This window comes from Microbacterium sp. K27, assembly GCF_004794435.1.
In the GTDB taxonomy this organism is placed as follows: Bacteria; Actinomycetota; Actinomycetes; order Actinomycetales; family Microbacteriaceae; genus Microbacterium; species Microbacterium maritypicum_A.
This window is the reverse complement of the sequence record NZ_SSDK01000038.1, coordinates 54,554-77,526: the sequence shown is the minus strand read 5'-3', so window position 1 is coordinate 77,526 and position 22,973 is coordinate 54,554. Positions and strand designations below refer to the sequence as shown.

The window sequence follows — 22,973 nt, the reverse complement described above, 5'->3', positions numbered from 1 at the left end:
TGAGCGGTCGTCCACGACATGACCGACGGCGTCGACCGGACCGCACTGCGACAGTTCCTGCTCGGGTTGGCGCAGGGCATGAACGCCTCGGCCGAATCGGTCGACCGCATCCGCGACACGATGACCGACGTCGCGAAGGCCTACGGCGGCGGTGACGCCGACTTCGTCGTCCTGCCGACGATCATCCTCGTCGAGACCGGGGAGTCGGAGGAAGCCCGCGTCGCGATCCGCTCCGCCACGAACGCCTCTTTCCGCTTCGATCAGATCGCCGCGCTGTACGAACTGATCGGCCAGGCGCGGACGGGGGCGATCCCGCCACTCGACGGCATCAGACGGCTGAACGAGATCGGAGCCATGCGCCCGCGGCTCGACTGGTTCACGCGCACCCTGGGTCACGCCATCCTCACCACCGGGCTCGCCCTGCTGCTCGCGCCGACCTGGCAGGGCGTGATCGTCGCGTTCGTGCTCGGCTTCGGTATCGGGCTGCTCAAGCTGGTGCGGTCGCCGACGCTCCAGCTGATCCTGCCCATCGCCGCCGCGTTCGTGTGTGCGGCGGCGGTCTTCCTCCTGGCCGAGGTGATCGAGATCGGCGATCCGATCCGTCTTCTCATCGCGCCGCTGGTGACGTTCCTCCCCGGCGGCGTGCTGACCACGGCGACGGTCGAGCTGGCGGCCGGACAGATGATCTCCGGCGCCTCCCGCCTGGTCTACGGCTTCGTGCAGCTGGCCCTCCTGGCTTTCGGCATCCTCGCCGCCGGCACCGTGGTGGGAGTGGAGTCGCGATCGTACGAACCGTTGGAGGCCACCTCCCCCCTGCCGTGGTGGGTGGCGATCATCGGAATCCTCGTCTTCGCGCTCGGCAACTATCTGCATTTCTCGGCGCCGCCCTCGACCTTCGGCTGGGTACTGATCGCCCTGGTCGTCGCGTATTCGGGGCAGTGGGCAGGCAACGAGTTCGTCGGCCCCACGGTCGGAGGTTTCGTCGGCGCGCTCGTGATGACCCCCGTCGTCTTCTGGATCGCGGGGCTCCGGCACGGGGCGCCGTCGCAGCTCACGTTCCTGCCGGCGTTCTGGCTGCTCGTCCCCGGAGCGGCCGGTCTGGTCGGACTCACCGAGGCGGTCGCCACCGACGGCGGACTCACCGACTTCGTCGCGGCCCTCGTCTCGGTCATGTCGATCGCCCTCGGTGTGCTCATCGGCACCGCGCTGTACCGCGTCGTGCATCATGGTGCGGAAGAGATCGTGCAGTTCGCCGTGGCCCTGCCCGCGCCCGACGAGACCACGTCGACTCCGAGATTCTGGTCACGGCTCACGGCTCCGTGGCGTCGGTCGGCCGACCGCTGACGCGACCGGACGGCGCAGAGTCCGGCATCCCTCCCCCGGGTATCACCGGCACTCCCTCCCCTTGGCTTGCCCCTCTGGCTTGCCCCTCTGAGATTTCGGAATATCGTAGGGGTGGGGACCTGGGGAGGTACGGTGTCGGCATTTGTCGCGCAGGGGGACGGACACATACCGCGAGTGTCGGCGCACGCCATCAGTCGTCCACGACTGATCGCCGCGCTCGAGACCGAGACGCCGTTGACGCTGGTCCGGTCGGCATCGGGGTCGGGCAAGACCACCGCGCTCGTCGATTGGGCGGCCGCGACCACCTCACGTGTCGTGTGGATCACCGTGACGCCTTCCATCGCGACCGGCGACGCCCTCGCCCGCGCGCTGCTGCGGGTACTGCCGGGCACGGCTCCCGCGCACTCCGCCGCCGCGGAAGACGGCTGGGCCGCCGTGACCTCGCGTCTGTGCGACGTGGACGGTCCACTGGTCGTGGTGCTCGATGATGCGGCCGCCATCGACCGCGAGGGCGTGTTCGCACTGTGTCGAGCCGTCGCCACCACCCCGCTGACCCGCCTGATCGTCGCCACGAACCGCCCCAGCCCCTTCGACAGCGAGGGCCTCGACCTCGTGATCGACACGACGCTCCTGGCCCCCGAAGAGCTCATGTTCGACGCCGAGGAGATCCGCCGGGCGCTCGACGTCGACGAAGACACGGCCATCGCCACGCGCGAAGCGACGGGAGGGTTCCCCGCTCTCATCCGTGCGCTGGCCCTCCGGGGCGCCGGAACGGACGCGGTGTCGTTGCGCGCCGCCGCCACCGTGATCGAGGACTACCTGCAGGATCGGCTCGCCGAATGCGCCTTCGATCGGCAGACCCTGCAGGGCCTGTTGCGGATCAGCGTCACGGAGTCGGTCGACGTTCCGCTCGCGGTGGCGCTGACGGGTGACGCCGAGATCCCCAGAGCCCTGGACCAGGCCGAGACGTTCGGCTTCGGTCGCTGGGCCGCCGACGGGCGCAGCGCCTTCGCCCTGACGCCGCTCACGCGAGGCATGCTGCGCCGCGAGCTCCGCCGGGTCGCTCCGCACGAGATCCCCCAGCTGCGGCGCGTCGCGGCAGAAGGTGCGGTGCGCCGCGACCTCCCGCTCGAGGGACTCCGCCTCGCCCTGGAGGACGACGACCTGCGCCTCGCGACGCACGTCACGATGTCGGGATGGAACCGGCTGCTCCACCGTGACCGGAATGCGGTGGTCGAGCTGCTCGGGGACGTGCCCGTGGCGCGGCTCAAGCGGGAGCCCCTCGTGGCCATGCTGCTCGGGATGTGCCTCAAACCCAACCGGCTCCGACGCCAGCGCGGGCTCCAGCTGCTGCGCATGGCGGTGGCGGCGGCGAACGCCCGCCGCACGACGCTCTCGGCCACGGAGCGGATCTTCATCTGGGCGGCCGAGAGCGCGTCGCTGCGAGCCATCGGTCGACCGGAGCGGGCGGCCCAGGTGGCGGCGCGCGCACTGGCGCTGTTCCACGAGACCCCCGAATCGCAGTGGCAGCAGTACGCCCGCGACATGCCGCTGCTGTGCACCCATCTGGGCATCTCGCTCTATTACGGCGGAGAGCAGGAGGAGGCCATCCGGCTGTGGGAGGAGGCCACCGCCCTGGCCGCGGCGCACGGGAGCACCAACGCCTTCCACGGGATATGCCTCCTCGCCGGGGTCCACGCCCTGAACGGGGATCTGCCGGAGGCGCGTCATTATGTCGGTCTCATCCGCGACGGCGAATGGGACCCGGTGCTCCTCGACAGCTATCGGGGCACCTACTACCGGGTGGCCGAGGCGATGCTCGCGGTCGAGGACGGCGACATCGCCGCGGCGAAGCGGCACATCCGCTTCTTCGAGCCGTACCGGGCGACGAGCGAGCACTGGACGACGATGGCCTCCGTGGAGGCATGGATCGCTCTGCACGAGGGTGAGGCCGCTGCCGGACTGGAGCGCCTGGAGTCGTTCGTCCGTCTCCGGGGAAAGGAGGCGAGTGCGCCTCACGTGCGCCACGCCCTGTCGCGCCCGAGGACGCTCCTGCACCTCGCCCTCGGTGATGTGAGCACCGCCAGGAACATCGTGCAGCGGGATACGCTTCCCGACCGTTTCGGCACGGTCCTCAAACGGGCGCGCCTGGCACTCGTCGACGGCAGGACCGCCGACGTGGTCCGGCTTCTGGGGCAGACCCGCCTGCGCCCCTCCACCGCCCGAGAGCGCGCCGAAGCAGCGGCCGTGCACAGCGCCGCGCTGCACCGGGTGTCCGCTGCGGCCGCGCAGCCGTCGAGCGAGGCCCTGAATGCCCAGCTCACCGACCGGGGACTCACCACCCCGCTCGTGCTCCTGGGCGCCGAGGACTTCGGCGCCGTGCGATCCGATCTCGACCCCACCGGTCGGGCGACCTTCCCGCTGCGATCGGCGCTGCCGTCGTTCGCGACCCGGCCACGACTGTCATCCCGCGAGCAGATCGTGCTGCGCGCCCTGACGTCGGGAGCGCCGCTGCCGGCGATCGCCGACGAGCTCCGCGTCTCGCAGAACACGCTCAAGACCCAGCTCCGCAGCATCTATCGCAAGCTCGGCGCCCACAACCGCGCCGAGGCGATGGAGCAGGCGGCGCGCCACGGCCTGCTCGCGGAGTGACCCGCGGTCCCGCGGGAACGCGGAAGGCCTCGCCCGTCGCATGCGACGGACGAGGCCTTTCCCGTGTCCGCTAGACCTGCGCCCGGCGACGACGCACGATCAGCAGCACGGCACCGCCGAGCAGCAGCGCGATCGCGAGAGCCAGCACCCACGGGGCCAGCAGGCCGCCGGTGAGAGCGAGCGGCGTGAGCACCGGGTTCTCGGTCACGCTCGTCGGCGGAGTGATCGTCTCGCCACCGGGAGGCGTGGCCGTCCCCACGGCCACGTTGCGCAGATTCGCTCCGGCGGTGTCGGCGTGCACGGTCACGGAGTACGTGATCGTGACGCTCTCGCCCTCGGCGAGGCTGCCGGACCAGCGCAACTGCGTGCCTTCCACCGTGGGAGCGGCCACCGTGCGTGCGGATGCCGTGCTGTCGCCGACGACGGCGGTCGCGCCGGCGCGGAGGTCGGCGTGCCGCAGCACTCCGGAGAGATCATCCGTGATGACGACCTCGTCGAGGCCCGTCTCGCCGGTGTTCGTGCCGACGAGCGTGTACGTGACGACGCTTCCCGTGGCGACGGCCGTACCGGTTCCGGGATCGGCGGTCTTGACGAACGCGAAGCCGGGGGTGCCGACAGGGTTCTCCGTCGTGACGGGCGGAGGCGTGATCACCGCACCACCCGGCGGGGTGGCGGTACCGGAGACCGTGTTCGCGATCGTCGCACCGCCCGCGTCGCCGTTCACGGTGACCGAGTACGTGATCGTGACGCGCTGGCCCACGGCGAGAGCGCCCGTCCAGGTGAGCGCGTCGCCGTCCACGACAGGAGCCGGGGCTGACCCGTCGACCACCGTCGCGGTGGCGTCTCCGTTGTAGGCGGCGTGGGCGAGCACGCCCGACAGGTCGTCGCTGATGCTCACAGGCGCCAGTGCGGTCTCACCGGTGTTCACGCCGGTCACCGTGTAGGTGATGACGCTGCCGGGGTCGACTCGGGTTCCCGAGGAGGGGTCGGCCGACTTGCGCACCTCGAAGCCGGGCTCGTTCACCGGATGCTCCGTCGTCGCGGGAGGGGTCTCGATCGGCGGCACACCTCCCGGCGGGGTCGCCGAGCCCGAGACCGAGTTCGCGATGACCGTTCCCCCGGCGTCGGCCTGCACGGTCACGGAGTACGTGATCGTGACGGTCGCACCGACGGGGAGGACACCATCCCACGACAGCCGGTCACCGGTCACCACAGGGGCGGTCGCCGCGGTGGTGCCGATCCTGGCGGTCGCGTCGCCGTTGTAGTCGGCGTGCGAGACCACTCCCGAGAGGTCGTCGACGATCGTGACCGGGTCGAGGATCGTCTCGCCGGTGTTCACGCCGGTCACCGTGTAGGTGATGACACTGCCGGGGTCGACCGCGGTGCCCGCCGCCGGATCGGCGCTCTTCGACACCGAGAATCCGGGCACGTTGACGACGTTCGTCGTGATGCCGGGCGGCGGGGTGATGACCGATCCCCCCGGAGGGGTCGCGGTCGCGGTCGCACTGTTCTCGAGCACGGACCCCACGCCGTCCGCCCCGACCGTGACGGAGTACGTGACGGTGACGGTCTGGCCGACCGCGAGCGCGCCCGACCAGCGGAGCTTCACTCCGGCGACGGACACCGCACCGGCGGGCTGCCCGCCGATCACGGCCACGGCATCGGAGTTGTACGACGCGTACGGCAGCACCTTCGACAGGTCATCCGTGATCTCGACCGGGTCGAGGGCGGTCTGACCGGTGTTGACGGCCGTCAGCGTATAGGTGAGCACGTCACCGGGGTCCACGGCGGTGCCCGGTGCCGGATCGGCCGTCTTGGCGAACGTGAAGCCGGGTGCGTTGACCGGGTGCTCCGTGGTCGAGGGCGGCGGGGTGATCGGCGTGCCCGGGGTCGTCGGGCTGTCGGGGTCGCTCGGGTCCGTCGGGATCAGCGGAGTCGCCGTGCCCGTCGCCGTGTTGGCGACCGTCTCGCCACCGGCGGTCGGATCGACCGTCACCGAGTAGACGATGACGACGTCCTGACCCGGGCGCAGCATTCCGCTCCAGGACAGGGCCCCGCGAGCCACGCTCACGTCCCCGCGGGTGGCGGTCACGTCGTCGTTGTACGACGCGTGGGCCAGCGCACCGCGCAGGTCGTCGGCGATCGAAGCCGGGTCGAGCACGGTGTCACCCGTGTTGGTGCCGGTGACCGTGTAGGTGATGACGCTGCCGGGATCGACGCGCGTCCCGGTGACGGGATCGGCCGACTTGGTCACCGTGAATCCGGGGGTGGCGACCGGGTGCTCCGTCGTCGACGGGGGCGTCGTCACCGGGGTTCCCGGTGTGGTCGGGCTGCCCGGGTCCGTCGGGTCGACCGGAATGAGGGGTGTGCCCTCACCCGTGACGGTGTTGCGCAGCAGCACACCGGTGGCATCCTCGTCGACCGTGACCGTGTAGGTGATCTCGACCCGAGCGCCGGGAGCGAGCGTCCCCTTCCAGGTCAGGGTGGTGCCGTCGAGGGCGATCGCGCCGGTCGAAGCGGTCGCGTCGTCACCGTACCGGGCGTGCGCGAGCACGGCCGACAGGTCGTCGACGATCGTCGCCGGATCGAGCGTCGTGTTGCCCGTGTTGACACCCGAGATCGTGTAGGTGATCGTGTCACCCGCACGCACGGCGGTACCGGAGGCCGGGTCAGCGGACTTCACGACCTCGAAGCCGGTGTCGACGACCGGGTGGTTCGTCTCCACCGCCGGCGGGACGATCGGCGTTCCCGGGGTCGAGGGACCGGCGGGGTCGGTCGGGTCGACGGGGATCTGCGGCGTGGCGGTGCCGGTGGCGACGTTGTGCAGCAGCGCCTTCTGGACACCCGCGTCGACGGTCACCGAGTAGCGGATCGTGACGGAGGCTCCGCGGGGCACCTCACCCGACCAGGTCAGCGTGCTGCCGGTGACGGTGACGGAGCCGCGGTCGGCGGTGACGTCGTCGTTGTAGCCGGCGTCGTCGAGCACACCCGAGAGGTCGTCGACGATGCGGGCCGGGTCGAGGTCGGTGTCACCGGTGTTGGTGCCGGTGATCGTGTACGTGACCGTGTCGCCGGCCGAGACCGCCGTGCCCGACGCGGGATCGGCGGACTTGCTGATCGTGAAGCCCGACCCGATGACCGGGTGCTCGGTGGTGACGGTCGGCGGGACGATCGGCTCGCCCGGCACCTCCGGCCCCTCGGGATCACCGGGCTTCGGCGTGGTCGGCGTCGCGGTGCCGGTGACGGAGTTCTTCAGGATCTCTCCCGAGGCGTCCGCATCCACGGTCACGGAGTACGTGATGGTCACAGCCTGCCCGGGGGCGAGCGCGCCGGTCCAGGCGAGGTCGTCACCGGTGACGGTGGCGGCGCCCGTGGTGAGGGGCGTGCCGGCGACCGAGGTCGCGATGTCGGAGTTGTAGGCGGCGTGCGCGAGCACACCGGACAGGTCGTCGGCGATCGACGCGGGGTTCAGCGTGGTCGCGCCCGTGTTGGTCCCGGTCACCGTGTACTCGATGACCTGACCCGGCTCCACGACCGTTCCCGCTGCGGGGGTGGAGGTCTTGGCGACGGTGAAGCCCGCGACGGGGTGCTCGGTGGTCACGGGCGGGGTGACGGGCGGAGGGAGCGTGCCGGGCGGGGTGCCCGAGGCGGTGACGCTGTTGGCGATCCGCTCACCCTCGACGCCGGCGTCGACGATGACCGAGTAGGTCACGGTGAGCACCTGACCGGGCTCGAGCGCACCGGTCCAGGCGAGGTCGTCACCTGTGACGGTGGCGGCCCCAGACGCCACGGGCGTGCCGTCGATCTCGGTGACGACATCACCCTGGTACTCGGCGAACGCGAGCACGCCGGAGAGGTCGTCGTTCACCTGCACGGGGTCGAGGACCGTGTTCCCGGTGTTCTCGGCCTCGACCGTGTACGTGAGGCGCTGGCCGGCCTGCACGGCGAGGCCGTCGGCGGGGTCGGACGTCTTGCGCAGAGCGAGGCCGGGCACGAGCCGCACGTTCGTGAACGTGCACGTGACGTCGGTGCCGCGCGAGCCCGACGGCTGCGTCACCTCGCCCGAGGCGGTCACCGCCACCGGGGTCGTGGTCCCGTTGGGGTTCACCTGCACGCAGTCCAGCGACTCGGCGTACCGGGTGCGATCCGTCGTGCCGGATGCCGCCTCGGACAGGCGGAAGGTGTCGCCCTGGTTGGTGAAGACCGGGCCCGCGTAATCGGGCTGCAGGCCCGTGCGCTCTCCGCGCGTGGTGGCGTCGGTCTGCGCCACCTGGTAGCCGGCGGGCGACTGCACGCGCAGCGCGAACTGGTCGGTGGCCGAGTGGCGCCCCGCGGGGAGGTCCTTCTTCAGCGTGAGGGTGTTCGGGAAGGTGCAGCTGGACATGTCGGTGGGAGCGAAGGACCCGAGCGACGTGGTGTTGACGGTCTGCCCGCGGGGCAGGTCGACCTCGATGATGCGGTTTCCGCCACCGGACGCGGAGACGAAGATGTGCCCGAGGTTTCCGAACGCGATGCCGTTGCCCTGCACACCGGCACCCATGTCGTGCACCTGCTTGGCCTCGATGGTGGCCGTGCTCGGCGTGACCGTGGCGGGCAGGTCGGCGGAGTAAATGAAGTTGTCCGCGACCAGGACGAGCTGACCCGAGGCACTGAAGGCCATGTCGCCGTTGGCGCCGAACGCGCTGCTGCCGGCGGTCGGGCGGAGGGTTCCGACCTGCACGTAGGTCTGCGGCGTGAGGTTCTCCTCCCACGCGTAGATGTTGATCGCGCCGTTGATCGTGCCGCTGGCGAAGTAGTAGACGCCCGTGTCGGGGTGCACGGCGCCACGCAGCACCGACGAGTTGAGGGTGAACGACGTGCGCGTGGTGACGTCGGTCACACGGTCGTGCTTGGCCAGCACCTTGCTTCCGGCGGCGTTGGTGACCGTGTAGGCGTACTGGCCGCTGGACGAGATGCCCAGGGCGTTGTTGGAGTGGTCGACGCCGAGGGTCGTGGCACCGAGCGTTCCCCCTTCACCGGGGGCACCGCCCTGCTCGTTCACGACGAACTCGCGCACCTCGGTCGCGCTCTGCACGTACACCGCTCCGGGGGTGCAGAGGAACGGATCAGCCGCAGCTGCCGGCGCTGCCGTCAGCGTCCCGCCGATGAAGACCATCGACGAGGCGACGAGCGCCGTGCTCACGGCGCCGCCGATCAGCTTTCTCGCGCGGCCCCGCCAGCGGCTGCGCCGCTCGGACGGAAGGCCATCGGATGTGCGGTCCTTGCGGGCAACACGAAACGCCATGACTGTCTCCCCATTCATCGCTTCCCCGGCGCGCACTCGCGCACGGAAGCCCCCGCCCCCTCAGGCGACCGCCGAGCACCATTCGGGCATGGTGAACTCGGTCCGGGCCACCGCCAGCCTGCCCGTCGGCCGAGACGCGATCCTGCCGATCCCGGAGAATTCACCCCGTCTTTTCACCCCGCACGACGGCTTCCCCCGATCCCGCGAAGAGGGGCGCACCGACGACTCCGGCGCGCCCCTCCGCAGCGTGGCTACTGCCGGGACCCGATCTCGTCGATGGGACGGGTGCGCATGGTCGCCGTGGTCCCGACCCACATCGCCACGAGCGCCAGCACGCCCATCGCCCCGACGATCAGGAACGACCCCAGCACGGGCAACGCGGGGATCGGCTGCCCCGAGATGCCCATGCTCACGCCGATGAGCGGAGGGATCGCGACGACCACGCCGAACACCATCGCGATCACCGCCACGAGCACGGCCTCGATACGCATCATCGAGCGCACCTGCCCGCGGGACGATCCGATCAGCTGCAGCAGAGCCAGCTCCCGTGAGCGCTCACCCGTCGCCATGACGAGCGTGTTCACCACGGCGATCGCGATGTAGCCGAGGATCACCAGCAGTGCGACGAGGTTCACCCACCCGTTCTGGGCGTGCGCTCCAGCCCCCGCGGCCTCCTGCCCCGATCCGTCGGTCACGAGCAGACCGCGCGCCTCCAGCGCGGCCCGGACCTCGCCGGTCGCCGCCTCGTCGACCGCCACGAGCGCGAAGGAATCGAGACCCGTCGTGGTGTGGGCTCTGACCTCTTCGGCGGCCATGGTGAGGTCGCCGAAGCCCAGACCCCGCTCGTACACCGCGACGACCGTGGCCTTCAGCGGCGAACCGTCTCCGAGGTGTCCGACGACCGTGCCGCCGATACCCAGCCCGAGCGTCTGCGCGGCATCCGTGCTCACCGCGACCGTCGCGATGCCGTCGAGGTCGGCGAGCGATCCTTCGCGCACGCGGAGATCGAGACTGTGCGCGATGTTCTCCGGGTCGACGCCCTGCAGCACATGCTCGGCACGCTCCAGCTTGCCCTCGAAATCGAACGAGTCCACCACCGCCGCGCTGAGTGCGACCCCCGACGCCTCGATCACCCCCGGCGTCTCGCGGATCACGTCGACCGCCTCCGGCGAGAGTCCCGACGGCGCGGCCACCCGCAGGTCGGCGATCACCCCGGCGCTGGCCTGGGTCGCCGCCTCCGCGGCGATGATCGACGGCGCCCCGATCTGCACGAGGCCCAGCCCGATGCCGAGAGCGACCGGCAGGATGGCCGACGCCAGCCGCCTGCTGTGCGCCGCGGCGTTCGCCGACGCGAGGAAGCCCGCACACGACGAGCGACGCAGCACGGTGCCGACCAGCCGGACGCTCAACGACACCAGCCACGGACCGAGCACCGCGAGCGCGACGATCAGCAGCATGGCCGCACCGGCAGCCGCGCCGGCGGCGACCTGCCCGCGCACGACGAGCGGCACCGTCGAGACCGAGATCCCCGCGGCGGCGAGCACGATTCCTGTGATGATGCGCGGCAGACCGATGGCCGGAGCGCCCGTCGCCGATTCCCGCAGCGCTTCGACCGGATCGAGCTTCGCGACCCGGGCCGCCGCGATGCGCGCCGCGCCCCAGGCCGAGGCCAGCACGAGCAGCACCGCGCCGACGGCGGGGAGAGGGCCTGTGGCCAGGGCGAAGTCGCCGGGGATCACGCCACCGGATACGAAAGCCGCCTGCAGCACGGTCGACAGCAGGTATCCCGGCGCGATGCCGAGCAGCACCGCGACAGCCGAGACCCACAGCACCTCGCGCGCGACGAGCGCGTGCACCTGGGACGGACTCGCCCCGACGGCCCGCAGCAGCGCGTAATCACGGCGGCGCGACTGCACCGACAGCGACAGGGTGCCCGCCACGATGAACATCGCCACGAGGATGCAGGTGCCGACGAACGCGCTGCCGATGGCCACGAGCGTCGAACGCGCGGCGCCCGAGTCGAGGAACTCGACGTCGCCGCGGGCGTCTCCCGTGCGGGCGATCAGGTCGGGGAAGGCCTCGCGGATCGCACCGGCCGTCTGCTCGGGGTCGACGCCCGAGACGAACACGCCGAGTGCCTGCGCGGCCCCCTCGTGCGGGTCGAGCTGGTCGATGCGACGCTCGCTGAGGAACACGTGCGCTCCTCGCTCCGGCATCACCGGTGCCGCGACCTCGCCGACCACGCGGTACTCCGACGGGACGCCGCCGTGCGCGAGGACGACCGCGTCGCCCACGGCAAGACCGCTGCCCGCGGTGACGACGACCTCGTCGGCTGCCGCGGGCTCCTGACCCTCGCGCAGCTCGAAGCCGGTCAGCGCGGTGGAGGGCCACGGGTGCGCCTCGACCAGGACGGAACCGCCGGCACCGGCATCCGCACCGGCATCCTGCAGGGAGAGCGGAATCGTGACGTCGGCCACGACGCGGTCGACTCCAGGAAGAGCGGCGATGTCGCGCGCTGCGTCGGCGGGCAGCGGCACGCGTTCCCGCAGGGGAACCGGCAGGTCTTCCGGCACATCGACCTGCTGCGGCGCACCGACCACCACGTCGACCGCGGCATAGCGTTCCGGCGCCAAGCCTCCGCGAATACCGGATTCGACGAGGACTCCGAGGCCCGTCACCAGTGCACTCGCTACGAACACCGCGACCGCCACTCCCACGAAGCTCCCGCGGTGATGGCGAAGATCGGCACCGACGAGTCGACTCAAGCCCAGAGTGCCCGACATCACCACTCCCCCAATGCGCTCATGCGGGCGTTGACCTGCGCGGGGTCGGCACCGTCGAGGTATCCCGCGAAGGCTCCATCGGCGAGGAAGATGGTGCGATCCGCGTGCGCGGCCACCACCGGGTCGTGCGTGACGACCACGACCGTCTGATCGAGCTCGCGCGCCGTGTGCGCGAGCAGGTCGAGAACCTGCTTGCCGGAGCGGGAATCGAGCGCGCCGGTCGGCTCGTCGCCGAACACCACATGCGGCCGGGTGATGAGCGCGCGGGCGATCGCCACCCGCTGCTGCTGGCCCCCGGAGAGCTCGGAGGGGCGACGACGACGGTACTCGGTGAGCCCCACGGCGTCGAGCAGGAAGTCGAGCCACGGCGCCTCGAGTCGACGGCCGCCGAGTCGCAGCGGCAGAGTGATGTTGTCTTCGACGTTCAGTGCGGGGAGCAGGTTGTACGCCTGGAACACGAAGCCCACGTGATCGCGGCGGAAGGCGGTGAGCTGGCGTGCCTTCAGCCCCGAGATCTCGGTTCCGCCGAGGTGCACGGTGCCACTGCTCGGCCGGTCGAGTCCTGCGGCGCTGTGCAGCAGGGTGCTCTTGCCCGAGCCCGAAGGGCCCATGATCGCGGTGAACGTGCCCTTCGCGATGGCGAGGTTCACGCCACGGAGGGCCGTGACGCGGCTGGCACCTGTGCCGTAGGTCTTGACGACGGACTGCAGCCGCAGTGCTTCGGAGGGCCGCGCGTCGACGGCCGGGGAGAGTGGGGTGAAGGTCATGATCCGACGCTAGGGACGGGGCGGACGGCATCCCATCCCGCCCGCTGCCGCTTCGATGGTGGTGCTGGCTATACCGTGCCGCTCCGACCGCTCGGGCAGACTGTGAGAGTGAAGGACGGACGGATGCGGCGATGGCTGCGCGCGTGGGGATACCTGGCCGTCGAGGCCGGAGTCTCGATCGCCTCCGTGGTGTTCCTCTGCCTGGGCATCGTCCTGCTTCCCTTCATGATCCTCACCGGCGGCGTGCTGCTGATGCCCGAGACCGTGCAGAGCCTGCACCGCTGGACGGACCTGAACCGCCGTCGTGTCGGCGCCTACCGGGGCGAGGAGCTGACGCCGATCGGCCACGTGCTCCCGCCGGCCTCGACCATCGACGATCGTCTGCGCTTCGCTTTCTCGCGCGCCACCGGCCGCGACGTGCTGTGGCTCGCCGTGCAGGGGCTCCCCGTGCTGTTCGTCTCACTGCTGACGATCTCGCTGCCGGTCGCGGCGGTCAACACCCTCGCGATCACCTACTACTGGCAGTTCGCTCCCGCCGACGACCCCGTGGGCTCGGTGTACCCCGTCACCTCCTGGGAGCTCGCGGCCACGATGCCGCTGCTCGCGGCGGCGTACGCGATCCTGTCCATCCTCCTGATCCCCGCGGTCGCACGGCTGGTGTCGTACGTGTCGGCGACGCTGCTCGCGACGCCGGAGAAGTCGCGCCTCGCCGCACGGGTCGACGCCCTGACCCTCAGCCGCGCCGCCGCGCTCGATGCCCACGCGGCCGAACTGCGGCGCATCGAGCGCGACCTGCACGACGGTGCGCAGAACCGCCTGGTCAACGTGGTGATGATGCTCGGGATCGCCGAGCGCGCGCAGGAGACCGGCGGCGACGTGCTCGAACCGCTGCGGCGAGCGCAGGATGCCGCCAGCGATGCGCTCGCCGGACTCCGCCGCACGGTGCACGACATCTACCCCCCGATCCTCGACGAGCTCGGGCTGGAGGGGGCGCTGGCGTCACTGGCCGGGCGCAGCGCCGTGCCCTGCACGATCGAGACGTCGCGGGTCGGACGCGTCCCGGCCGCCGTCGAGTCGGCCAGCTACTTCGTGGTGGCCGAGGCTCTGACCAACGTCAGCAAGTACAGCGATGCCACGCGGGCCGCGGTGCGGGTCGAACGGGAGGGGGAGGTGCTGCTGATCACGGTCGAGGACGACGGCGTGGGCGGAGCAGCCGAACGCCCGGGCGGCGGCGTGGCCGGCATCCGTCGTCGCCTCGAGGCCTTCGAGGGTGGGCTGGAGCTGTCGAGCCCGGTCGGCGGCCCCACCATCCTGAGAGCGGAGCTGCCATGCGGATCGTGATCGCCGAAGACGACACCCTGCTCCGCGAGGGGCTGGCGCTGCTGCTGCGCAGCGAGGGGTTCGAGGTCGTGGCGGCCGTCGACAACGCCGAGGCATTCCTCGCCCGGCTCGACGAGGCCGATGCCGCCGTGGTCGATGTGCGGATGCCGCCCACCTTCACCAGCGAGGGGCTGAAGGCCGCGGCCGAAGCCAGAGCCCGCCGCCCCGGTTTCCCCGTGCTGGTGCTGTCGGCCTACGTCGAGGATCGGTACGCCGGTGAGCTGCTGGCTGCCGGAGCCGACGGCCTCGGCTATCTGCTCAAGGAGCGTGTCGGCAAGGTCGCGGCCTTCATCGATGCCCTGCACCGCGTGGCCGCCGGCGGCACGGTGATGGATCCCGAGGTGATCTCGCAGCTGATGAGCCGCCGTCGCGCCGACGATCCGGTGCAGACCCTCACACCCCGCGAGCGCGAGGTACTGGGTCTCATGGCCGAGGGGCTCGACAACGGCACCATCGCCGAACGGCTCTTCGTGACCGAGACCGCGGTGAGCAAGCACATCGGCAACATCTTCGCCAAGCTCGGCCTCGCCGCAAGCGACAGCGGCCACCGGCGTGTGCTCGCCGTGCTCGCATACCTGCGCAGCTGACTCGGCACCCGCTCTACCGCCGCGGTGCCGAGCGATGCCATGCTGTCGGGGATGAAGCGCAACACCAGGATCACCACTGCCGTCGTCGTCGTGGCCGTCGCCGGGCTGGTCGCCGTTGCCGCTCCCGCCGTGATCAGCGCCGCACCCGCCGTCGTCGATGCGGCTTCGTGGGCGTCGGAACGCTTCGCCGCCGAACCCTCCACGGCCCCGACGAGTGCCGCCGACGCCTCTGATCCGGTCGGATACGTCGATCTGGGCGACGGCATCAGCGTTCCCGCCGGCGGACCGGGTGATTGCACCACCAACGCGTTCATCAACATCGGGAGCGACGACGGCTCCCCGGCTCACGGGAAGCTCCTGGGCGACCTCGTCGACATGGGCGCGTCGGAGCTGGCACGCGGTCCCGTCACCCTCGATGCCGACGGCGAGATCTTCTCCTACGAGGTGCAGGCCGGCGACAGCCTCATCGCGATCGGCGAGCGCTTCTGCGTCGACTACGTCACCGTCGGCAGCTTCAACCACGTGCGCGGCAATGAGCCGATCGCTCCCGGGGACGTGCTCTACCTGCGACCAGACCCGACGCTTCCGTTCGTCGACATCTACTCGCCGTACAACGCCGAACCCGGGTCTTCGACCATCCCCTACTACGACGGAGTGGCAGCGTTCTCGACCGCTGTCGCCACCGCAGACCTGGGTGCCGCGCGGCTCCTATGGCAGCGACTGGAGAAGGACATGCCCCCGGAGACGGCGGCCGTGATCTCACACGCCCTGAGCACCGACGACCTGGCGCTGCTCCGCCGCATGTTCCCGTAGCAGCGCTTCCCCTCTGCACGCCTCGCCGTCGACGGTCGCCGTCGACGGTCGTTCTCGCGCGCCCGGAACCGCTTCGGGATCTCGTTCGAAAAAGTTTGGTATTCGGTGTTGCTAAGTACCGGTACTCGGTGTTACTTTGTACCGGTACCCAGCAACACTGAGTACCAACCGAAACGAAAGGAGGACCTGATGGGCAAGCAGATGACCGAGATGCTCAAGGGCACTCTGGAGGGCATCGTTCTGGCCCTCCTCGCCGAGCAGCCGGCATACGGGTACGAGATCACCACACGCATCCGCGACCACGGGTTCACCGACATCGCCGAGGGCACGATCTACGCACTCCTCGTGCGCATCGAGCAGAAGAACCTCGTCGACGTCGAGAAGGTCCCGAGCGAGAAGGGTCCGCCGCGCAAGGTGTACACCCTGAACGCACAGGGCCGGCAGGAGCTCGAGGAGTTCTGGAAGACCTGGGACTTCCTCGCGCAGCACATCGCACAGCTGAACAAGACCGACACCGACAACACGAGCACCACCCCGAACAAGGAGAACTGATCATGGCCGCAAAGTGGATCGAAGCGCTCACCGGATCGCTCGAGCAGAAGAAGCAGTACAAGCAGGCCAAGGCCCGCATCGACGCCCTCCCCTCGCCGTACCGCGAGGTGGCGAACGCCCAGTACCGGTACTACCTGTACTACGGCGGCATCACCGACGGCGACACGATCGTCACGATGTTCCTCGACCTCGCCGACCTGTGGGAGCGCGCCGCAGTCGACGGCACCCCGGTCAGCGCCATCGTGGGCGATGACCCCGTGGAGTACGCCGAGGACTACGCCCGTGCCTACGGCGGCACGCAGTGGATCGACAAGGAGCGCGCACGCCTCATCAAGGCGTTCGACGACGCGAAGAAGAAGGAGAACGAGTCATGACGAACCCCGCCATCTCGGTGCGCGGCATCGAGAAGTCGTACAAGGATCTGCACGTGCTGCGCGGCGTCGACTTCGAGGTCGAGAAGGGCAGCATCTTCGCCCTCCTCGGCTCGAACGGCGCCGGCAAGACCACCATGGTGCGCATCCTCTCCACCCTGCTGAAGGCAGACGCCGGCACGGCGACCGTGCAGGGCGTGGATGTCGCCTCCGACCCGGTCGGCGTCCGTGAGCGCATCAGCCTCACCGGACAGTTCGCCGCCGTCGACGAGATCCTCACCGGACGCGAGAACCTCGTGCTGGTCGCGAAGCTGCGGCACCTGCCCGACGCCGGGAAGGTCGCCGACGACCTGCTGGCGACGTTCCGTCTGACCGATGCCGGCGGCCGCAAGGTCGGCACCTACTCCGGCGGCATGCGTCGCCGGCTCGACATCGCGATGAGCCTGGTCGGCGACCCCGAGGTCATCTACCTCGACGAACCGACCACGGGCCTCGACCCCGAAGCCCGCATCGAGGTGTGGGACGTGGTCAAACAGCTCGCGAACAGCGGCACCACCGTGCTGCTCACCACGCAGTACCTCGACGAGGCGGAGCAGCTGGCCGACCGCATCGCGATCCTGCACGAGGGTCGCATCATCGCCAACGACACCCTCGCCGGCCTCAAGCGGCTGCTCCCCGCCGCCAAGGTCGAGTACGTCGAGAAGCAGCCCACCCTCGAGGAGATCTTCCTCACCCTCATCGGCCCCAAGGCCTCCGGAAAGGAGAACGCAGCATGAGCACGCACTTCGCCGCCGATACGGCGACACTCACCGGCCGCTCCATGCGGCACATCTTCCGCAGTCCCGACACGATCATCACCACGGCGGTCACCCCGATCGCGCTGATGCTCCTGTTCGTCTACGTCTTCGGCGGTGCACTCCAGCAGAGCACCGGCACCGACAACTACGTGAACTACCTGCTGCCCGGCATCCTGCTCATCGCGATCGCATCCGGCATCGCCTACACGGCGTTCCGACTGTTCACCGACATGCAGAGCGGCATCTTCGAACGGTTCCACTCCATGCCGATCGCGCGATCGAGCGTGCTGTGGGCGCACGTGCTCACGTCTCTCACGGCGAACGCCATCACCCTGGCGATCATCTTCGGCGTCGGATTCCTGATGGGCTTCCGCACCGGGGCGAGCTTCTGGGCCTGGCTCGGAGTCATCGGCATCCTGATGCTGTTCACGCTGGCGCTCACGTGGCTGGCGATCATCGCGGGTCTGAACGCGAAGACGGTCGACGGCGCGAGCGCGTTCTCGTACCCGCTGATCTTCCTGCCGTTCATCAGCTCGGCGTTCGTGCCGACCGACACCATGCCGGCTCCGGTGCAGTGGTTCGCCGACAACCAGCCGGTCACCTCGATCGTCAACACCATCCAGGCACTCTTCGCCGAGAAGCCCGTCGGCGACGACATCTGGGTCGCCCTCGCCTGGTGCGTCGGCATCCTCGTGGTCGCCTACGTGTTCGCGATCATCTCGTACCGGAAGAAGGTCAGCTGATCTTCGCCCAGCGAGACGGGACGCTCCGACCGGGTCACTCGACCCGGCCGGGGCGTTTCGCCGCGCTCGGCGAGGTGTCGGACCTCGGCGTAGGGAGGAGTTCCCCCTCTCGGGAGGATCCTTCCGCCCGGATGCTCCTCCCGACGCGGAGAACTCCGCCCGGGAGGAGACGCGGGATCACGCCTGGCGCAGAGCCGCGACCACGTCGATCTCGACGAGGATGTTCGCCAGTTGCGAGCCCACGGTTGTGCGCACGGGGTATGGCGCGGTGAAGAACTCCTCGTAGGCCTCGTTGAACTCGGCGAAATCGGCGAGGTCCTGCAGATGCACAGTCGATTTCACGACGTCGTCCGTGGTCAGCCCGTGCACCGCGAGCACCTTCTGGATGTTCCGGAGCACCTGGCGGGTCTGGTCGCCCACGCTCGCGGGAACCGCGTGGTCGTTCGCCGCATCCTGTGGTCCGAACCCCGCAGTGTAGAGGAATCCGTTCGCGACCACTCCGTGGCTGTAGGGGCCGGCGGGCGTGGGTGCCCCGTCTGCGTAGAATCCGGTCTTCGGCATCTTTCTTTTCCTTTCGTTGACGATTCAGGTCTGAGGTGAACGGCGGAGCCCGCGGCCCGGCAGGGCACCGGTCAGGCACCCGTCAGCGAGAACACGGATACCGGCGACGAACACGTCGTCGATACCCGCACCGCGACCCCGAGGGTTCTCGTAGGTGGCGGTATCGGTGACCGTCTCCGGGTCGACAACCACGAGGTCGGCGATCGCCCCGGCCACGACGGCGCCCCGACGCCCGAGACCGAAGCGTCGCGCAGGCAGCGCCGACAGGTGGTGCACCGCATCCGACCACGTCCAGCTCGCCCGCTCCCGCACGTATTCGCGCAGGAAAAGCGAGAACGAGCCGGCCGCTCGCGGATGGGGATGGGCGCCGATGAAGATCCCGTCGGAGCCGCCCATCTGCCCGGGATGCCGGAAGATGCGAGCGAGTTCCGCTCCCGAGCGAGGGCTGCGTACTGCCATCACCGCGCTGCACTCCAGACGGCAGGCGGCGAGCGCATCGAGGGCGAAGTCGACCGGTGCGACGCCGGCACGGGCGGCCGCCTCGCGCAGCGTGAGCCCGTGCGCCCACGCCCACTCGGGCGCGGCGAGGTGAGCGAGTGTGATCATGTCCGCCCATTCCGGGCCGAGGCTGGCGCTGCGTTCCGCCCGCAGCGTGCACAGCTCGCGCAGCTCGGCACGGCGAGAAGGATCCGCGATCACCGCAACCGCCGCCGCCACCGGCAGTGCCGACACCGCAGGTGGGAGCAGCGGCATGCCCAGCAGCGTGCAGCCGCGGGTGTAGGGGTAGGCGTCGAAAGTCGCGTCCACACCGGCGGCACCCAGCGCATCGAGCTGATGCAGCACGATGTCGGCGTCGGCGTGGAAGTGCGAGATGTGCACGGATAAAGGAGATCCCGCATGCGCAGCGGCCATCCGGGCGATCTCCGCGATCTCATCCATACCGGCAGCCGTGTTCGCCTCATATCCTCCGCGCATGTGCGTCACGTACACTCCGCCGGCACGCGCGACCGGTTCACAAAGGGCGGCTATCTCCGCCGCGTCCTGGAAGAGACCGGGCGTGTAGTCCAGACCGGTCGAGAGCCCGAGGGCGCCGTCGGACATGCCTTGCGCGACCAGAGCACGCATGCGTCGGCGCTCGTCCTCGCTCGCTGAACCAGCCTTGCGCCCACACACCTCGAAGCGCACGGTGCCCGCCGGTACGAGATAGCCGGCATTCACTGCTGAGATCCCGTCGACGGAGGCGAGGTAGGCATCTACGCCCCCGCCCCGAAAGGTGGGGTGCGTCCCGTTGATGGCGGCGAAGTACTCCGACGCGTACTCACCACTGCCCGGTGCGTACGACACTCCGTCCTGGCCGGCGATCACGGTCGTGATCCCCTGTCGCAGCAGAGCGAGAGTGACGTCCGGATCGTTCAACAGGCCATCGGCATGCGAGTGCACGTCGATGAATCCGGGAATCACCAGGCGATCAGAGACGTCGATCATTTCGTCGCCGTCATGCGCATCGACCCGACCGACCTTCGTGACGAGCCCGTTCTCGATCGCGACATCAGCGCGCATCGGGCCTGTCGCGTCGACGACTGAACCGCCGCGGAGAACTGATCGAATCATCATCGCTCCCCTCAGAAGTAGGTGCGGACGAGGCCGGTCACGACGTCGGATCCGGCGGACTCGACGACCGGCAGCACGCGCCACTTGTCGAAGGCGGTGCAGGGGTGCGACAGCCCGAGACGAACGACCGAGCCGATCGCGAGAGACTGCTCCGAGCGGACGTACGAGTGCTGATCGTTCATCGCCGAGACCTCGCCGTGCAGCGGCTGCCAGGGCCCGGCGACACCTCTGGACCAGGAGCGCGGGATCGGCAGACCTTCGTCGTAGGGCAGGTCTCGCTTCCCGGCGTCGACGAGAGCCAGTCCCGGTTCCGGCGCCGACACGACGCGCGCGATCGCGTGCATCGCGTTCAGGAATCGAGGAGAGTCTTCCGCCTGCGCTGCCCCCTCATCGAACGGCGAGATGCCTCGATAGAAACCATCGTCATGCACGATGTAGGCGCCGGAGCGAAGGGTGAAATGCGTACGGTCATCGCGCGCGGTCGTCCCCCAGACGTCAGCGACGACATCGAAGTAGGCACTGCCGCCGGCGGTCACGAAGAGCTCGCCGGCGTCGTAGAGAGGCGTGATCGCGGAGTGCAGTTCGAGCTGGGACTGCAGGTACGCGCGGACGGCCGCGAGAGCCGCGGGGGAGCGATCGTGCGCGAGGCTCCCCTCGTATCCGGCCACTCCGGCGAGGCGCAGCACGGAGGATGCGGCGATGCGCTCAGCCACGCGCACGGCCTCCGCGATCGACCGCGCACCCGTGCGACCCCCTTCGCCGCCGAGCTCGACGCAGACGTCGACCGGGCGCGGTATCGCGGTGGAGAGCAGAGCCGCCTCCATCGTCTCGACCGTCGCAACCGAATCGGCCCAGCTCACGAACCGGAAACCCGGATCCGCCAGCTCCTGCGCCAGCCACGCCAGCGCCGGCCGATCGACGGCGGCGTTCGCGAGCATCACCGAATCGACGCCCAGATCGCGGGCGGTACGAACCTGCCCCATGGTCGCGAAGGTGATGCCGAGCGCGCCCGCATCCCTCTGCCGCTTCCACAGCGCAGGCGCCATGGTGGTCTTGCCGTGGGGCATGAGGGCGAGGCCCCGCTCCGCGCACCACTGCGCCATCGTGGCGACGTTCGCCGTCATCGCTGCGTCGTCGAGCACGATCAGCGGAGTCCAGAACTCCTCGAGTCGTGGGGCTGTCGCGAGGAACTCCGTCACCGTCAATCCGGCCGCACGCCCAGGTAGGCCCTTGTCGCGCGCGGTGAGCACTCCTGCGTCATCCATCGTCATCGCGTCTTCACCGGCGTGCTCGTCTTCAGCTCGTGCAGGCGCCCCGCACCCTCGACATCGGGCTGGACCGAGGCGACCAGTGTGGCGATCACACCGACCACCGCGATCACCGCCGCGTACACGACGACCGGCCAGAAGGCGCCTCCGGCAGCCGCCACCAGTGCCGTGCAGATCAGCGGGGCGAGGCCGCCGCCGAGGGTGTTGGAGATCTGGTAGCCGATGTTCACGCCTGTCGTCCGAGCCTCCGGATCGAACATCTCCACGAGCATCGTCGAGAGGGTCGCCTGCATCGCAACGCCGAAGACGACGAACCCGAGGATCTGTCCGAGCCAGATCAGCCACATGTTCCCCGTGCTGAACATCATGAAGGCCGGATAGACCATGGCCGCGAAGCCGAGACAGCCGATGATGTAGACCGTCCGCCTGCCGATGCGATCGGAGATCGCACCCCACAGCGGAGCGACGACGATCTGCAGCAGACCCACGAGCATGGTGCCGGCGAACCCCATCCAGGCCGGCAGATGCTGGTTCGACACGATGAACGCCAGACCGTACGTGAGGATGACGTAGCCGGCGATCGACTGCGGCAACCCGATGAGGATGCCCATGATCGCGTTCTTCGGGTGACGGAAGACCTCGATGAGCGGGTTGGGCTTCTTGCCCGTGGTGGCGAGGAGAAGCGTCTGCGTGTCGGTGAACGCCTCAGACTCCTCGAGCTGGCGACGAAGCAGCACTGCCGCGATCGCGAGCACGATCGAGAAGACGAACGGGATGCGCCACCCCCACTGCAGGAACCACGATTCCGGCGTGAGCCCGAGACCTGCCATCAGACCGCCCGAGACCACGTTGGCGACACCCGCACCGCTGATGAGGAAGGCTCCGTAGAGCCCTCGCTTGCCGGTCGGCGCGGCTTCGACGACCATCGTGGCCGCACCGCCCATCTCGCCGCCGACGAAGAAGCCCTGGCAGAGCCGGAAGAACAACAGCAGCAGCGGTGCAGCGATGCCGATCATCTGGTCGGAAGGGATCAGGCCGATGCCCGTGGTCGCTACCCCCATGCCGATGACCGTGCTCATGAGCACGACCTTGCGTCCCCGGCGGTCGCCGACGATACCCCAGATGATGCCGCCGACCGGACGGAGGAAGAATCCGACGGCGAAGGTCGCGAACGACGACAGCTGGGCGATGACGGGGTCGTTCGAGGAGAAGAACACCGCGGGGAACACTGCCGCAGCCGCGAGGCCGTAGAGGTAGTAGTCGTAGTACTCGATCAGCGTTCCGATCGCCCCACCGGCGATCGTCTTGCGCTGCTTCGGGGTCAGGCCAGATGAGGCGACAGTGGCCATCCGGGGCTCCTTCTTCGGGGAATGCAGGGCCGCATACGTTGCGGTCCGGCCTCGACGGATCGTCTGGGCGTGGATAAACTAACAGCGGAATAGACAATCTGTCTATCACTC

At 69.6% G+C, this 22,973-nt stretch carries 16 protein-coding genes; 9 read left to right on the top strand and 7 right to left on the bottom strand.

The genetic code is table 11. From position 1 onward, the window contains the following. Positions 1-18 precede the first annotated feature (18 nt). Positions 19-1,344 carry a threonine/serine ThrE exporter family protein gene (locus DW307_RS09565; RefSeq protein ID WP_021200188.1) on the top strand — a complete coding sequence of 442 codons (1,326 nt, stop codon included), beginning with the start codon at positions 19-21 and terminating at the stop codon, positions 1,342-1,344. Between the two features lie 174 nt (positions 1,345-1,518). Next, entirely contained in the window at positions 1,519-3,996 is a 2,478-nt protein-coding gene (locus tag DW307_RS09560; RefSeq protein ID WP_136024593.1) for a LuxR C-terminal-related transcriptional regulator, read from the top strand. Between the two features lie 70 nt (positions 3,997-4,066). On the opposite strand, the gene DW307_RS09555 is transcribed toward DW307_RS09560, so the two are convergent. The 3 genes from DW307_RS09555 to DW307_RS09545 form a co-directional block, all read right to left on the bottom strand. Then, on the bottom strand, positions 4,067-9,280 hold the full coding sequence (locus DW307_RS09555; protein ID WP_136024592.1) for an isopeptide-forming domain-containing fimbrial protein: 5,214 nt from the start codon (positions 9,278-9,280) through the stop codon (positions 4,067-4,069). 251 nt (positions 9,281-9,531) lie between these two features. Next, positions 9,532-12,063 carry an ABC transporter permease gene (locus DW307_RS09550; RefSeq protein ID WP_136024591.1) on the bottom strand — a complete coding sequence of 844 codons (2,532 nt, stop codon included), beginning with the start codon at positions 12,061-12,063 and terminating at the stop codon, positions 9,532-9,534. Beyond that, the gene (locus DW307_RS09545) at positions 12,063-12,830 is read right to left on the bottom strand and encodes an ABC transporter ATP-binding protein (RefSeq protein WP_136024590.1); all 768 of its coding nucleotides are present in this window, start codon (positions 12,828-12,830) and stop codon (positions 12,063-12,065) included. The genes DW307_RS09550 and DW307_RS09545 overlap by 1 nt, the downstream gene beginning before the upstream one ends. A 108-nt stretch (positions 12,831-12,938) precedes the next feature. On the opposite strand from DW307_RS09545, the gene DW307_RS09540 reads away from it, so the two are divergent. From DW307_RS09540 to DW307_RS09510, 7 genes are all read left to right on the top strand, one after another. Continuing rightward, complete coding sequence (locus DW307_RS09540) at positions 12,939-14,171, top strand: sensor histidine kinase (protein WP_231494429.1); 1,233 nt, start codon at positions 12,939-12,941, stop codon at positions 14,169-14,171. Then, the gene (locus DW307_RS09535) at positions 14,159-14,797 is read left to right on the top strand and encodes a response regulator (protein ID WP_136024589.1); all 639 of its coding nucleotides are present in this window, start codon (positions 14,159-14,161) and stop codon (positions 14,795-14,797) included. The genes DW307_RS09540 and DW307_RS09535 overlap by 13 nt, the downstream gene beginning before the upstream one ends. Before the next feature lie 51 nt (positions 14,798-14,848). Next, complete coding sequence (locus DW307_RS09530) at positions 14,849-15,610, top strand: LysM peptidoglycan-binding domain-containing protein (protein WP_136024588.1); 762 nt, start codon at positions 14,849-14,851, stop codon at positions 15,608-15,610. 189 nt (positions 15,611-15,799) lie between these two features. Continuing rightward, positions 15,800-16,162, top strand: a complete 363-nt coding sequence (locus DW307_RS09525) for a PadR family transcriptional regulator (protein ID WP_021200180.1) — start codon at positions 15,800-15,802, stop codon at positions 16,160-16,162. Between the two features lie 2 nt (positions 16,163-16,164). After that, positions 16,165-16,536 (top strand): DUF1048 domain-containing protein, encoded by a 372-nt coding sequence (locus DW307_RS09520; RefSeq protein WP_021200179.1) that lies wholly within the window; start codon positions 16,165-16,167, stop codon positions 16,534-16,536. Further along, positions 16,533-17,309 carry an ABC transporter ATP-binding protein gene (locus DW307_RS09515; RefSeq protein WP_029258843.1) on the top strand — a complete coding sequence of 259 codons (777 nt, stop codon included), beginning with the start codon at positions 16,533-16,535 and terminating at the stop codon, positions 17,307-17,309. Before DW307_RS09520 ends, DW307_RS09515 begins: the two co-directional genes overlap by 4 nt. Beyond that, complete coding sequence (locus DW307_RS09510; protein WP_136024587.1) at positions 17,306-18,073, top strand: ABC transporter permease; 768 nt, start codon at positions 17,306-17,308, stop codon at positions 18,071-18,073. The genes DW307_RS09515 and DW307_RS09510 overlap by 4 nt, the downstream gene beginning before the upstream one ends. A gap of 177 nt (positions 18,074-18,250) precedes the next feature. Here DW307_RS09510 and DW307_RS09505 read toward each other — a convergent pair whose 3' ends face one another. From DW307_RS09505 to DW307_RS09490, 4 genes are all read right to left on the bottom strand, one after another. Next, the gene (locus DW307_RS09505; RefSeq protein ID WP_021200176.1) at positions 18,251-18,634 is read right to left on the bottom strand and encodes a RidA family protein; all 384 of its coding nucleotides are present in this window, start codon (positions 18,632-18,634) and stop codon (positions 18,251-18,253) included. 24 nt (positions 18,635-18,658) lie between these two features. Beyond that, on the bottom strand, positions 18,659-20,194 hold the full coding sequence (locus DW307_RS09500; protein WP_240750596.1) for an N-acyl-D-amino-acid deacylase family protein: 1,536 nt from the start codon (positions 20,192-20,194) through the stop codon (positions 18,659-18,661). 62 nt (positions 20,195-20,256) lie between these two features. Then, positions 20,257-21,516 carry an alanine racemase gene (locus tag DW307_RS09495; RefSeq protein ID WP_051667882.1) on the bottom strand — a complete coding sequence of 420 codons (1,260 nt, stop codon included), beginning with the start codon at positions 21,514-21,516 and terminating at the stop codon, positions 20,257-20,259. Continuing rightward, positions 21,513-22,862, bottom strand: coding sequence for an MFS transporter (locus DW307_RS09490; RefSeq protein WP_029265625.1), 1,350 nt, complete (start codon positions 22,860-22,862; stop codon positions 21,513-21,515). Before DW307_RS09490 ends, DW307_RS09495 begins: the two co-directional genes overlap by 4 nt. Between the last annotated feature and the right edge of the window lie 111 nt (positions 22,863-22,973).

What these genes read in the sequence shown, in the direction of transcription:
- DW307_RS09565 (WP_021200188.1), top strand. Translation starts at nt 19, where the DNA reads ATGACCGACGGCGTCGACCGGACCGCACTGCGACAGTTCCTGCTCGGG.
- DW307_RS09555 (WP_136024592.1), bottom strand. Translation starts at nt 9,280, where the DNA reads ATGGCGTTTCGTGTTGCCCGCAAGGACCGCACATCCGATGGCCTTCCG.
- DW307_RS09550 (WP_136024591.1), bottom strand. Translation starts at nt 12,063, where the DNA reads ATGTCGGGCACTCTGGGCTTGAGTCGACTCGTCGGTGCCGATCTTCGC.
- DW307_RS09545 (WP_136024590.1), bottom strand. Translation starts at nt 12,830, where the DNA reads ATGACCTTCACCCCACTCTCCCCGGCCGTCGACGCGCGGCCCTCCGAA.
- DW307_RS09535 (WP_136024589.1), top strand. Translation starts at nt 14,159, where the DNA reads ATGCGGATCGTGATCGCCGAAGACGACACCCTGCTCCGCGAGGGGCTG.
- DW307_RS09530 (WP_136024588.1), top strand. Translation starts at nt 14,849, where the DNA reads ATGAAGCGCAACACCAGGATCACCACTGCCGTCGTCGTCGTGGCCGTC.
- DW307_RS09525 (WP_021200180.1), top strand. Translation starts at nt 15,800, where the DNA reads ATGGGCAAGCAGATGACCGAGATGCTCAAGGGCACTCTGGAGGGCATC.
- DW307_RS09520 (WP_021200179.1), top strand. Translation starts at nt 16,165, where the DNA reads ATGGCCGCAAAGTGGATCGAAGCGCTCACCGGATCGCTCGAGCAGAAG.
- DW307_RS09515 (WP_029258843.1), top strand. Translation starts at nt 16,533, where the DNA reads ATGACGAACCCCGCCATCTCGGTGCGCGGCATCGAGAAGTCGTACAAG.
- DW307_RS09510 (WP_136024587.1), top strand. Translation starts at nt 17,306, where the DNA reads ATGAGCACGCACTTCGCCGCCGATACGGCGACACTCACCGGCCGCTCC.
- DW307_RS09505 (WP_021200176.1), bottom strand. Translation starts at nt 18,634, where the DNA reads ATGCCGAAGACCGGATTCTACGCAGACGGGGCACCCACGCCCGCCGGC.
- DW307_RS09500 (WP_240750596.1), bottom strand. Translation starts at nt 20,194, where the DNA reads ATGCGCGCTGATGTCGCGATCGAGAACGGGCTCGTCACGAAGGTCGGT.
- DW307_RS09495 (WP_051667882.1), bottom strand. Translation starts at nt 21,516, where the DNA reads ATGACGATGGATGACGCAGGAGTGCTCACCGCGCGCGACAAGGGCCTA.
- DW307_RS09490 (WP_029265625.1), bottom strand. Translation starts at nt 22,862, where the DNA reads ATGGCCACTGTCGCCTCATCTGGCCTGACCCCGAAGCAGCGCAAGACG.